Here is a 12,195-nt window from a genome sequence, read left to right as displayed (position 1 = left end):
GTCGACCACGTCTGGGCTCGCATCTAAGGGAACGGTAAGGAATCGCGGTTACCATGGTCACAGTCGATCGGCGATACCGATCGCCGATTCGCTTCGAACATGTTGCCCAGCAGCCGGATCCGGGGTCCGGCGAGGAGATCTATGTCGACGCAGTCCGTAGTGCACGCACAATCATCCGCAGACGAGAGCGTCGTGGGGGATTCGTCTCCGCCGGGTGGTGGAAGCCGGCGATATCTCGAGCAACTGATCAGATACGACGTGCCGGCGTCGCTGGTCGTATTCCTGGTGGCGCTTCCCCTGTCATTGGGAATTGCGATCGCCTCCGGGGCGCCGATCATGGCAGGTCTGATCGCCGCAATCGTCGGCGGAGTGGTGGCCGGAGCTGTGGGAGGTTCACCGCTGCAAGTCAGTGGTCCCGCAGCCGGCCTGACCGTGGTGGTCGCCGAACTGATCGGCAAGTTCGGGTGGAAAGTCACCTGCCTGATCACCGTCGGCGCCGGAATTCTGCAGATCGTGTTCGGGCTCAGCCGAATTGCCCGTGCGGCGCTGGCTATTGCTCCAGTGGTGGTGCATGCGATGCTCGCCGGTATCGGCATCACCATTGCGCTACAACAGGTTCACGTGTTGTTGGGTGGAAGCTCGGCCAGCTCGGCGCTGGACAATCTACGGCAGTTGCCCGCACAGATCGGTGCCTTGCATGTCGAGGACCTGATGATCGGACTCGTCGTCATCGCCACCCTTCTCGGGTGGCGCTATCTCCCTGCCGGTGTCCGCAAGGTTCCGGCGGCGTTGGTGGGCATCGTATTGGCAACTCTCGCTTCGCTGGCGCTGCCGATCGACGTCGAGCGTATTGCTCTCGACGGATCTTTGCTGGACTCGATCGGACTCCCCGCTCTGCCCGACGGCCAGTGGCTCGGCGTCGCAACCGGCATCCTGACCATCGCCCTGATCGCCAGTGTGGAGAGTCTGCTCTCGGCCGTGGCCGTGGACAAGATGCACTCGGGCCCGCGGTCGAACTTCGATCGCGAGATGCTCGGCCAGGGCACCGCGAACATGGTGTCCGGGGCCATCGGCGGCCTTCCGGTCACCGGGGTGATCGTGCGCAGTGCGACCAATGTCGAGGCCGGGGCGAAGTCCCGCGCGTCGTCGATCATGCACGGCCTGTGGATTCTGCTGTTCTCGGCTGCGCTCGCCGGGTTGGTCCAGCAGATTCCGAAGTCTGCACTGGCCGGACTGTTGATTGTCATCGGTATTCAACTGGTCAAGCTGGCGCACATTCGGTTGGCGCGACGGACCGGTGATCTGTGGGTGTACGGCATCACGGTGGTCGGCGTCGTGTTCTTGAATCTGATCGAGGGCGTCCTGATCGGGTTGGCGCTGGCCATCGCCCTCCTGGTGTGGCGTGTCATCCGCGCAACTGTCACCGCAGAAGAGTTGGGCGACAACGATTCCGGGAAGTGGCGCGTCCTGGTCGAAGGCTCGTGCACCTTCCTGGTGCTGCCCAAGCTGACGTCGGTGCTCGCCGGACTCCCACCGCGGTCGGACGTCACCGTCGAGCTGTCTGTCGACTTCCTCGACCATGCCGTCTTCGACGTCATCGAAGAGTGGGCGAGGCAGTACGAGTTGGCAGGTGGTTCGGTGGTCATCGACGAAGTCGGCTCGGTGAGTATGGAGAGCGCGACCACCGGTCCGCCGAAGCGCGGCGCCGCAGTCACCGACCTGCGCGGCTTGCTCGCGCCGTGGGGCAGTTGGCAACCACAGGCTTCGGGGAGGAATCTGAGCAGCCCGCCGGCCTTGCGGCCCATTCTCGACGGGGTGTCCAACTATCATCGCCATCGCGCCGAAGCGATACGGCCGCACATGGATCAGTTGCGCGACGGGCAGAACCCCGACTCTCTTTTCCTTACCTGCGCAGATTCGCGAGTGGTGCCGAACATCATCACGAGCAGTGGCCCCGGCGACCTGTTCACCGTGCGCAATGTCGGAAACCTGGTTCCTGCCGGCGGCCGCGATACGTCGGTGGAAGCGGCACTGGCCTTCGGGATCGACGAGTTGGGTGTCAGCTCGGTGGTCGTGTGCGGACATTCGGGCTGCGGCGCGATGCAAGCACTCCTGACGAACGGTTCGTCGGAATCGGGAGTCGTCGGGGAATGGCTGCGGCATGCGGAGACGAGCTTGCAGGCCTATACGAGTGGCCATCCGGTCGCGCGTGCTGCGGCCGAGGCAGGTTTCTCGGAGGTCGATCAGCTCGGAATGGTCAATGTCGCAGTCCAATTGCAGACTCTCGAACGCCATCCTCTCGTCGGTCAGGCCCGTGTGGATGGTCGCCTGCGTATCGCCGGACTGTTCTTCGACATCGGCTCGGCTCGGGTCATCGAAGTGACAGCGTCAGGGATCGGCCAGTTGATCGAGACCTGAAGGGGCTATTCGGGTCCGGGCTGATCCCTGAGTTCGACCAGCAGGCGAGCCCCGCCGAGTGGACTGTCGTGAAATGTCGTCCGTCCGCCGTGCAGGGCCGCCTGCTGCGCCACCAGCGCCAGGCCCAAACCGGAGCCTGTCTTGCCTGCCGTCGATCCGCGAGTGAAGCGCTCGAACACGCTCGAGCGTTCCTCGGCCGGTATTCCGCAACCGTTGTCGTCGATCGTGATCGTGACGGTGTCCGGTGAATCTGCCGGGCGAGCGAGGGTGATGCGCACCGCGCTCGCGCCGCCGTGGCGGACTGCATTGGTGATCGCGTTGTCGAGGATCAACCGGATTCCGCCGGGAAGGGCCCGGATGCAATAGGGGAGTGGGGAATCCACCGTGACGACGCCGACGTCGAGCCCAGGATGATGTCGGCGTGCGTCGTCGGCAGCGATGTCGCAGACCTCGGTCAAATCGGTGTCCTTGAAATCCTCGGCCGTCGAGAGTTCACCCTTCGCCAGGCGCTCGAGGTCTCTCAGAGTTGACTCGACGCGGCCCTGCGCGCGGGCCAGATCTGTGAGGATCTCGCGTCTTTGTTCGTGATCGAGGTCGTGAATGGACAACACTTCGATGTCGGTTCGCATTGCTGTCAACGGAGTTCGGAGTTCGTGAGCCGAGGCGGACGCAAAATCTCGGGCGGCGGCAAGGGCGGAGTTGGTTGCGGCTTGCGCTCGAGCGACGTCGCTGAGCATCGATTCTGCTGCTGCGGCAAGCTCGTCCGCTTCACGGATTCCGGAAACCTCGGTGGCGAGATCGGGATCGCGCCTGGCGATCCGGCGGGTCAACTCCACGAGGGGGCGCACCGCCGGGCCACCGAACAACCATCCCAACGCAGCTGCGGCCGCTACGGCCCCGACGCCGAAGAACGCAACCTGTCGCTGTTGGTCGACTGTGATGTCTCGCGCTTCGGCATAGGGAACCGCCAGCGAGACAAGGGCATTGATCCCGTCGGCCTCGGCGGTATATGCCCGGTACTTCGTACCGTCCACGTCGACGGTCGCCGAGCCGACCGGTAGTTCGGGCAGTCGCGTCGGGGTACTGGATTTGACGGTTCCGTCGGTGTCGGAGCGGATGGTCACGGAAAAGGCGCCGCCGTCTCCGAACGCGCCGAGAAAAGGTCCCGCTGTAGCCGCATTGGCCACGATGACCGTCGATGCCGTCTCCAATCGACGGTCCAACTGCGCCAAATTGTTTCGTGCGATAGCCAGTGCAACGACCACACCGAGTGCGATGACGATGAACGTCGCCCCCAGTGCCGCGGCCGCGGCAACGCGAGTTCGTAGTGAGAAGCGGCGACGCTTCACGGGTTCTCCCGAAGCACAAACCCGACGCCGCGAACCGTATGCAGCAGACGAGGTGAACCACCGGATTCGAACTTTCGACGCAGATAGCCGATGAAGACGTCCACGACGTTCGTGTCGGCGACGAAGTCGTAGCCCCACACCAGTTCGAGGAGACGTTCGCGAGTGAGCACGATGCCGGAATTGTGTGCGAGCACTTCGAGTAGCTCGAATTCGCGTTTGGTGAGCGGTACTTCCTTGCCGTCGACACGAACCCGGCGACCGGAGAGATCGATGTCGAGGTTTCCGACCCGCAGGGTATTCGTACCCTCGGAGTGATCGCCGGCCGGAGTGTTGCTGCGACGGAGCATTGCGCGGATCCGGGCAACCAGTTCGGCAAGAACAAACGGTTTGACCATGTAGTCGTCTGCACCGGATTCGAGCCCGGCGATGCGATCGTCGACCGAGTTGCGCGCACTGAGCACGCAGATCGGGATTTCGTTGCCGGCGGCACGAAGCGCCGTCACCACACCGGTGCCGTCGAGCACCGGCATGTTGATGTCGAGGACTACCGCGTCCGGTCGCTTGTCGGAGATCACTCGGAGCGCGTCGGCGCCGTCCACCGCCGTCAGTACGGTGAATCCCGAGAGCCGCAATCCGCGTTCGAGTGAGGTCAGGACGTCTGCGTCGTCGTCGACTACGAGGATTTTCGGTATCTCGGTCACAGCCCCATTGTGCCTTGCCTGGTACGTCGGGTTTCGCCGATCAGACCGGCAAGTCGGTACCGTCCGGACGCAGACCGGCCATGAACACCGCGACCAACCGCGGGACCAGGTTCGGCATGGCTTCGTCGGACAACTCGATTTGCGGGCGCGTCAGTTTGGCCAGAGCCATGACGAATTCGAGCGGTTGCAGATCGGCGCGAACCAGTCCGGCGCTCTGAGCGGCGCCGATCGTCGCGGTCATCTTCGTTTTCGTCACCTCACGCACCGCCAGAACTTCGGGCGCCAGCTCGGTGAAACTGCGTTCCACCAGTGCAGGAATGAGCGCACCCAGGCGCAGTTCCACGAGGCGGTCCACCAGCGTGTGCCACGCGTTTGTGGGATCGGTGGACATTGCCGTGAGTGCGATGTCGGCAGCCTCGCGGACATCGGTCAGTGTTGCGACGGCGACGGCGGTCACGAGGTCCTCGCGCGTCGGAAAGTTCCGATACAGCGTGGCGATGCCCACTTTCGCGAGTTCTGCGACTGCATCGAGCGGCGCGTCGTGCCCGCGCTCAGTGAACACCGCTCGTGCGGCGTCGACTATTGCGTTTCTGCGTTCACGTGCATCGGCTCGCACATCCACCTCCGGTATTGACAGTTCATCATAACCGGAGGAATATCTTCCACAAATAGTGGAGGAAAAACTTCCACTTGGGGAGGGTAGTTATGAACGCCGAAGTTGAAGCACAGGACCGCAAGAAGTTGGTGGCTGTGGTGTTGGGCTTGTCCGCCGTGATCGGGCTGATGCTGCTTGCCTTCGTACTGCCCTCGGTCAACAGTGGCCCGCACGAACTGAAGTTGGGCATCACCGGTCCAGCTGCGGCAACCGAACAGATCAGCACCTCGCTCGAGGCGAGTAAGCAAGGCGCCTTCGATACTCGAGAATTCGCCGACGCCGACGCCCTGCGTGACGCGATTCGGAATCGCGACGTGGTCGGCGGAATCGCCGTTGATGCCAACGGTCCTCACGTGTTGATCGCGACTGCAGGCGGAACCCCGATCGCCCAGACCCTGACCGGGGTGGCCAACGGCCTCCCGGAGGCCTCGGGGGCAAAGGTGCCCGTCGAAGACGTTGTGCCGCTGACTGCGGACGACCCGACCGGTGCTGGGCTCACGGCATTGGCCTTGCCCTTGGTGTTCGGCGGAATCATGCCCGCTGTTGTTCTCGTGCAACTGTTTCCGCGCAGCATCGTCAAGCGAGTGTTGGGCGCTGCCGGCGTCGCGGTGGTCGCGGGTTTTGCACTGACTGCCATTCTGCAGTTCGGCACCAACAGTCTTGACGGAAACTACCTGCTCACCGCGCTCGCACTCACCATGGGCATGTCGGCCGTCTCGCTTCCCATTTTGGGGCTCGAATCCCTGCTCGGGATGAAGGGGTTCGCGTTGGGCGCCGTCACGATGATGTTCATCGGAAACCCACTATCGGGGATGGCGACAACTGCCGCGTGGTTGCCCGCAGGCTGGGGCGCATTGGGGCAGCTGCTCCCACCTGGCGCCGCAGGAGCATCCGTCCGTTCGATGGCGTTCTTCGACGGCCATGGCGCCACCACGCCACTTCTGGTGCTGGTGTGCTGGATTGCCGTCGGGATCGCGCTGTGCGTGGCTGCCGGCCGGAAGAAGGCGTCGGCGCCGGTTATCGAACCGGAGGCTGCGCTGGTCTAGCCGGCGCAGCTTGCGTACGGGGTCAGGTCGGGAATCGGCCAGACCCCGTCAACGCGTTCCACGGCCAGTTCGGCGACCACGGTGTCCTCGTCCATCGGTAGAGGTCGGAGGATTCGGGGCTTTCCCGCCTCCCATTCGACGTCGATGGCTGCGGAGGTCAGGGCGTCCTGATCGATGACGGCGACGACCAGTGGCAATGTGAGGTCGCCGAACACCAGATCGAGCACCGAAGCGAGTGCGTCCGGGTTCGTTGCGCGAATGAATCCTGCCTCGTCGTAACTGATTCCGCGCGTCGAGACCTCGTACTCACCGAAACGCTTGCATGCCTCCCAGTCGTCGGCGATGGCGACTTGGACGAGTCGTTGTCCGGTCATGCAGTGCTCCTGTAGTATTCGAATTAATGAAACGTCAACGTAGCATTAATTCACCGGCAGGGTAACAGGGGACTTGATGGAGCAACCGCGCAGACGTGGGAGAACCAGTGACGCCGAGCGCGCCGAACGACGCAACGAGATTCTCGACGTCGCTGTCGACTCGTTTCGAGATGTCGGGTTCGCCCGAACTACCATCGAGGGCATTGCCACGGTGGCCGGCGTCGCCAAGCGCACCGTGTACAGCTACTTCGGCGACAAGTCTGCGGTCTTTGCAGCTGCGGTTGCGCGTCAGCACGCGTACGTCGACAATGCCGGCGAGGGCCAGTCCGACCTGCTCGCCGCTGCAGTGGACATCGTCATCGCCCTGCACAGCGACAACTCGATTGCGCTGCACCGCATGATGATCGGCGAGGCAGTGCAGTTCCCTGAATTGGCCGCAGCGTTCTACGAATCCGGCCCGGCCAAGTCGATTGCCTTTCTGGAGAAGATATTGATCGATCAGCACGGCCAGAAGGCTGCGCTGTGCGCGGATCAGTTGTACACCTTGCTGCTCGGGGAGGAGCACCGGCGGCGACTGCTCGGGCTCACCTCCGAACCGACAGCCGAAAGAGCGGCGCAACTGGCGGCCCGCGCGGTGGGATGCGTTCTGAGATCTGATCGGTAGGCTCGACTGGGTGAGTAACTCTGTGATCTGGTTTCGACGCGATCTGAGGGTCGGTGATCTTCCGACTCTGACTGCAGCGGCGGATGCCGGCGGACAGACGTTGGGTTTGTTCGTCCTCGACGAGAAGTTGCTCGGACCGGCAGGCTCACCCCGCCAGAATCAACTGTTCGCCAACTTGTCGGCACTCGACAACCAGCTCGACGGACGATTGATGGTTGTTCGAGGTGATCCGGCAGACGTGGTGCCCCGCGTGGCGGAATCCGTTGGCGCCGAAGAAGTTCACATCAGTGCCGACTACGGGCCCTACGGCCGACGGCGCGACGCGGCCGTGGCCGAGAAGGTGGAGTTGATCGCCACCGGGTCACCATATGCCGTGGCGCCCGGACGCGTCACCAAGGCGGACGGTGATCCGTACAAGGTGTTCACGCCGTACTTCCGTCAGTGGATGGAACATGGTTGGCGGGGCCCCGCGTCGACCGATGCGGGGACGGTCCGTTGGTTCGATCCGAGCGAGAAGGACGGTGGCCCGCGCCGGGTGAGTATCCCCGCGCCGTCCGGCACCGTCAGCGATGTCGTCGGTGAGACCGGTGCGCTCGAACAGTGGAAAGAATACTGCGAGAACGATCTTGACCGGTACGATGACGAACGAAATCGCCCCGACCTCGACACCACGAGTCGGATGTCGATCCCGCTCAAGTACGGCACGATTCATCCGAGAACCATGTTGGCAGATCTCTCCAAGCGACTCGGAGACGGCGCTCAGGCGTACCGTCGCCAGCTTGCTTGGCGAGACTTCTACGCAGACATCCTGTTTCAGCGCCCCGACAGCGCGCGGAAGAACTACGACGACAAGTTCGACCGTTTACGTCACGACGAGGGAGTCGACGCAGACGCCGCCTTCACGGCCTGGTGTGAAGGCAAGACCGGCTTCCCGATCGTGGATGCCGGCATGCGGCAACTCGCCGCCGAGAACTGGATGCACAATCGGGTCCGAATGATCGTCGCGTCATTCCTGGTGAAGGACCTGCACATTCCGTGGTGGCGCGGCGCACGGTACTTCATGTCGCAACTGGTGGACGGTGACTTGGCCTCCAATCAGCACGGGTGGCAGTGGACTGCCGGGTCGGGTACGGATGCTTCGCCTTTCTTCCGCGTCTTCAACCCGATCACGCAAGGGGAGAAGTTCGATCCCGACGGCACATACGTCCGTCGGTGGGTCCCCGAACTTCGCGATGTTCCCGGGAAGGCCGTCCACTCGTTGAAGGCGATGCGCCCAGTCGACTACCCGGACCCGATCGTCGATCACGCGCACGAGCGTGAGGAAGCCTTGCGCCGGTACGGCGAGATCAAAGGCTGAGTGCTCAGTGATCTGCGGGCGCTACGCGGACGCGGTTTCCGTCCAGATCTGAAATGACGAACGTCAGACCGAAGACATCTTCGTTGGGTTCTTCGACGACCTCGACTCCCTTGGCCACCCACTCGTCGTGGATCGCCCGAATTTCGTTGCTCCCGCCGTCGACCAAGATGCCGACTTCGAAATTGCGCGGTGTCGCGGGATCGAGGTCGCGGGACTTGCCGCTCCACAGTGCAAGGACCACACCGCCGCCGAGGTCGAAGGTCATGTACCGAGGGCTGAGGACCTCAGGCTTCGCGTCGAACAATTCGCCGTAGAACGCTGCTGCGGAGGCGGCATCGCTGACGTAGATCAGAAACTGGTTGGGTAGTCGCACTGTGGTTTTCCCTCTCCCGTTGATGTTCGGGCCACCGGCAACGGGGCGTGTGCCTGGTCGTGCGGGGCTGCGTTCAACAATCCCCGCGCGCCGGACGAATGTCCAAGAACAAGTGCGTCTGAGAGGCAGATGGATTACTTATGACGACTGCTGCAGTCACACCGCACTGAGGTGGTACCCGACGCTCAGGTTCGGGTAGTAGCCGTCGATGTAGCTCGAGATGAAGTAGTGATCAGGGTCGGTGGTGCGGGTTCCGTCGGTGTCGAACTGCGGATAGTCGTTGGCCATGAAGACGGCTTGTCCGCCGCCGGGAGTGGAATAGACGACGTCGACCGTCAGGCCGCGCGGGTCCTGGTTGTACGCCGTGACGATTTCGGTCTCGTGGGGCGCGAGCGACTGGCGTGGGCTCTGCATCCACTGTCCGTAGGGGTTGTCGGCGCCTTCGAGATGAATTGTCTGTTCGGTGTCGTTGCTGATCGTCATCGTGATGCTGTTGCCGGTTGTGGGAAGGGTTCCGGCACTGGCGATTCCGCTCAATCCCAACGTGAGGGCGCCGGCGGCCAGAGCTGTGATTGCGGCAACTACGTAGCGTGGGTTCGTCATCGACGGTGTCCTTTGTCCGGGTGAGCGTTCGGTTGGCTCTCTCGAAGACAACTATGTCGGAGCAGATCGATGTCGTATGTCCACTCCCCGGACCCTGTGCAGGCGGAACGGTGTGTCCACCGATCGGGGGACACCTACTCCGACACCGAGACGGCTTCGACCTTTCGCTCGCCGGTGACCAGCAGTCCGATCAGTGCGGCCGCCGCGAGCACCATGACGAGTGCTCCGTAGCCACGCGTCGTATCCACCAATCCGACCTTGCCGACCAGGTAGCCGGCCAGCAAGGCGGGAAGACTGTTGGCCAGATATGCGATGACGTAGACGGTGGACAACAAACCCGCGCGTTCGTGGTTCTCGGCCAGCGGCATGACGGTGAGGATAGTTCCTTGGAATCCTGCTCCGAAGCCGATACCTGCAACAGCCGTACCGACCAGAATCAATACGGCAGAGGATGTTTCAGCACCGATGAGTGTGACGGCCACCCCGAGCACCAAGGCGGTGGTTCCGATCAGCATCACGGTCCGGCCGCCGAGTTTGCGGAAGGTGAGTACTGCTGCCGCTCCGAATCCTGTCAGTGTTGCAACCATGATGGCACCGATGAGGGAGCTGTGAACGTCAAGTGCGTTGCGCGCCAATGCAGGTCCGAGTGAGAGGTAGAAACCTCCCAGCGCCCAGACCGCGATCAGGCACGGTGCGGTCAGGGCAATCATCGTGCGCGCCTGACGAGGAACGGCCAGTGTGGGGCGCAGGGACTGCCAGGCTCCGGGGCGTCCGCCCGAAGTCTCGGGAGCGGCCCATACTCCGAAGATCTCGAGAATGACAAGCACGAGAAGGACCAGGTAGACAGTGCTGGTGGGCCGGGGCAGGTGCTCGCTGATGAGGCTCGAACCCACTGCTCCGACTGCAAGCCCCATCGTCGGAGCGACGCTGTTGATGATCGATCCTCGGCCCGGAGTGCGTTCGAGGTCGATCAATGCCGAACCCAGAGCACTGATTGCAGCGCCGGTGGCAACACCCTGTACGACCCGGGCGATGAGCAGGATGGTCAACCCGTCGGCCGAGGCGAACAGCGCGAGCGAGACTGCCTCGAGCGCGAGTGCTCCGAGCAGGACCGGGCGCCTGCCGATGTGATCGGACAGGGATCCGGCGGTCAGGAGCGTGGCGAGCAATGCGAGAGCGTAGATGCCGAACACGAGCGTCGACGCCAGCGAGGAGAATCCCCACAACTGTTGATAGTGCTCGTACAACGGTGTCGGGGTCGCGGATGCGCCCAGGAACGTAGCGATGATGACGGCGATGAGTGTGAAAGCGACGCCTCGCCCAAGGCGTGGGCGTGAAGTGCTCTCGGTCTGAGGTGAAACGGTCGTTGTCATTGTCGTAGCGCTTCCCGTGCGGGTGGTGAAGACTTCAAACGCAAATACTTTGCGTTTGGGACGCTACGCCTGGCCGTAGCCTAATGCAACATCTTTGCGTTAGTATTGGATTTATGAGTCCGTCCGCAGGTCCGCGCCCCGGTGGCCGTAGTGCGCGCATCCAACAGGCCGTGCATGTGTCGGCGCGCAAGTTGTTGGAACAGCGTGATCGGGCAGAGATCACGGTGCCGATGATCGCGACCGATGCGGGAGTGACCCCGTCGACCATCTATCGGCGGTGGGGTGACATCAACGAAGTCTTTGCCGACGTCTCGATCGAGAGATTGCGCCCGGACGCCGACCCGCGTGAAACGGGCTCGCTCCGAGGGGATCTGACGATTTGGGCGCAGGAGTACCTCGAGGAGATGTCTGCGCCTGTCGGTCGTGCTTCGTTGCGTGACGTGTTGATGAGCGACGATCAGACGCATGCACCGGACGGTACGAAGAAGTTCAAGTGTGCCTTCTTCTGTCGGACGCAGATCGACGTGATCCTCGCGCGTTGGCCGGAAGCTGCCGGCGTGGATGGTGATTCGGTGGTCGACCATGTAGTGGCGCCGATCATCTACCGAATTCTGTTCGACCTCGAACCGGTTGTGCCGCAGCGAGTTGCGGAATTGGTGGATCAGACGCTTGCCCTCGCGGCGCGAGTCGTTGCCGAAGGCTGATCGCTACGTAGTCGGGCGTGGACGTGCATGTCGTGCCAGCCGTCGGCGTGCCTGGCGGAGCTTCGTCGAACACCTTCTTCGCTGAACCCTGCTTTGGTGGCGACTCGGCACGATCGTGGGTTGTGGATCGAGTGCTCGAGTTCCAGTCGATGAAACCCCGCTTCGCGGAATGCCCACTCGGACAGTGCGGTTACAGACTGGGTGCACAGTCCGCGGCCGCGCGCCGCTGGGGTCACCCAATACGCGAGCTCGGCAGTGCCGTCCCACAAATTCACCCCCTTTGCTGCGATTCGGCCGAGGAGTTCATTTGTCTCGGGAGCGGCGATCGCCCAATGGCATTCGGATTCGCTTGCCCACCCGTCTCTCCACTGGGTGAGCCAACCCAGTGCTTCGTCGATCGAGTCGGCGCGGCGGATGTGCCAACGCTGAATCGACGGATCGCGAAAGGCTTCCATGACGGCCGGTGCGTCGTCGCGGGTCCAGGGTCGGAGAATCGCGAAAGTCCCGACGTGGATCGAGGGTTGGTCCATTCCCCGGAGATATCCAGCGGCGATAGCGGGCGTGGTCAACTTGGGCAC

The 12,195-nt window shown here is 63.0% G+C and carries 13 protein-coding genes; 5 read left to right on the top strand and 8 right to left on the bottom strand.

The window, feature by feature from the left end:
* Window positions 1–141 precede the first annotated feature (141 nt).
* Window positions 142–2,418 carry a bifunctional SulP family inorganic anion transporter/carbonic anhydrase gene (locus RhoBH5_RS08160; protein ID WP_270008144.1) on the top strand — a complete coding sequence of 759 codons (2,277 nt, stop codon included), beginning with the start codon at window positions 142–144 and terminating at the stop codon, window positions 2,416–2,418.
* Window positions 2,419–2,423: 5 nt separating this feature from the next.
* Here the strand turns inward: RhoBH5_RS08160 and RhoBH5_RS08155 are convergent, their stop codons facing one another.
* Genes RhoBH5_RS08155 through RhoBH5_RS08145 form a run of 3 tightly spaced genes read right to left on the bottom strand, consistent with a single transcriptional unit; the run spans window position 2,424 to window position 5,084 of the window.
* Window positions 2,424–3,767 carry a sensor histidine kinase gene (locus RhoBH5_RS08155; RefSeq protein ID WP_003939972.1) on the bottom strand — a complete coding sequence of 448 codons (1,344 nt, stop codon included), beginning with the start codon at window positions 3,765–3,767 and terminating at the stop codon, window positions 2,424–2,426.
* Window positions 3,764–4,468 (bottom strand): response regulator transcription factor, encoded by a 705-nt coding sequence (locus tag RhoBH5_RS08150; protein WP_003939853.1) that lies wholly within the window; start codon window positions 4,466–4,468, stop codon window positions 3,764–3,766. The genes RhoBH5_RS08155 and RhoBH5_RS08150 overlap by 4 nt, the downstream gene beginning before the upstream one ends.
* Before the next feature lie 40 nt (window positions 4,469–4,508).
* A complete protein-coding gene (locus RhoBH5_RS08145) occupies window positions 4,509–5,084 on the bottom strand; it encodes a TetR/AcrR family transcriptional regulator (protein WP_029256004.1) in 576 nt (191 codons plus the stop codon).
* Window positions 5,085–5,173: 89 nt separating this feature from the next.
* Between RhoBH5_RS08145 and RhoBH5_RS08140 the strand changes: the two genes are divergently transcribed.
* Window positions 5,174–6,169, top strand: coding sequence for an ABC transporter permease (locus tag RhoBH5_RS08140; protein WP_270008143.1), 996 nt, complete (start codon window positions 5,174–5,176; stop codon window positions 6,167–6,169).
* Here the strand turns inward: RhoBH5_RS08140 and RhoBH5_RS08135 are convergent.
* Window positions 6,166–6,543, bottom strand: a complete 378-nt coding sequence (locus tag RhoBH5_RS08135) for a DUF952 domain-containing protein (RefSeq protein WP_270008142.1) — start codon at window positions 6,541–6,543, stop codon at window positions 6,166–6,168. The two genes, RhoBH5_RS08140 and RhoBH5_RS08135, sit on opposite strands and share 4 nt — an antisense overlap.
* 76 nt (window positions 6,544–6,619) lie before the next feature.
* Between RhoBH5_RS08135 and RhoBH5_RS08130 the strand changes: the two genes are divergently transcribed.
* Together RhoBH5_RS08130 and RhoBH5_RS08125 are read left to right on the top strand one after the other, a co-directional pair.
* Window positions 6,620–7,207, top strand: coding sequence for a TetR/AcrR family transcriptional regulator (locus RhoBH5_RS08130; protein ID WP_047270920.1), 588 nt, complete (start codon window positions 6,620–6,622; stop codon window positions 7,205–7,207).
* Between the two features lie 10 nt (window positions 7,208–7,217).
* The gene (locus RhoBH5_RS08125; RefSeq protein WP_031330882.1) at window positions 7,218–8,564 is read left to right on the top strand and encodes a cryptochrome/photolyase family protein; all 1,347 of its coding nucleotides are present in this window, start codon (window positions 7,218–7,220) and stop codon (window positions 8,562–8,564) included.
* A 4-nt stretch (window positions 8,565–8,568) separates the two neighbouring features.
* On the opposite strand, the gene RhoBH5_RS08120 is transcribed toward RhoBH5_RS08125, so the two are convergent.
* The 3 genes from RhoBH5_RS08120 to RhoBH5_RS08110 form a co-directional block, all read right to left on the bottom strand.
* A complete protein-coding gene (locus tag RhoBH5_RS08120; RefSeq protein WP_003939994.1) occupies window positions 8,569–8,937 on the bottom strand; it encodes a VOC family protein in 369 nt (122 codons plus the stop codon).
* Window positions 8,938–9,093: 156 nt separating this feature from the next.
* Window positions 9,094–9,540 carry a hypothetical protein gene (locus RhoBH5_RS08115; RefSeq protein WP_021332236.1) on the bottom strand — a complete coding sequence of 149 codons (447 nt, stop codon included), beginning with the start codon at window positions 9,538–9,540 and terminating at the stop codon, window positions 9,094–9,096.
* 134 nt (window positions 9,541–9,674) lie between these two features.
* On the bottom strand, window positions 9,675–10,913 hold the full coding sequence (locus tag RhoBH5_RS08110; protein ID WP_003940229.1) for an MFS transporter: 1,239 nt from the start codon (window positions 10,911–10,913) through the stop codon (window positions 9,675–9,677).
* Between the two features lie 113 nt (window positions 10,914–11,026).
* On the opposite strand from RhoBH5_RS08110, the gene RhoBH5_RS08105 reads away from it, so the two are divergent.
* Window positions 11,027–11,617 carry a TetR/AcrR family transcriptional regulator gene (locus RhoBH5_RS08105; RefSeq protein WP_270008141.1) on the top strand — a complete coding sequence of 197 codons (591 nt, stop codon included), beginning with the start codon at window positions 11,027–11,029 and terminating at the stop codon, window positions 11,615–11,617.
* Here the strand turns inward: RhoBH5_RS08105 and RhoBH5_RS08100 are convergent.
* On the bottom strand, window positions 11,575–12,195 hold the full coding sequence (locus tag RhoBH5_RS08100) for a GNAT family N-acetyltransferase (RefSeq protein ID WP_051720802.1): 621 nt from the start codon (window positions 12,193–12,195) through the stop codon (window positions 11,575–11,577). The genes RhoBH5_RS08105 and RhoBH5_RS08100 overlap by 43 nt on opposite strands.

The organism is Rhodococcus sp. BH5, assembly GCF_027583855.1.
In the GTDB taxonomy this organism is placed as follows: domain Bacteria; phylum Actinomycetota; class Actinomycetes; order Mycobacteriales; family Mycobacteriaceae; genus Rhodococcus_F; species Rhodococcus_F qingshengii.
The sequence above is the reverse complement of the archived record's forward strand: the minus strand, read 5'-3'. Positions and strand labels throughout refer to the sequence as shown.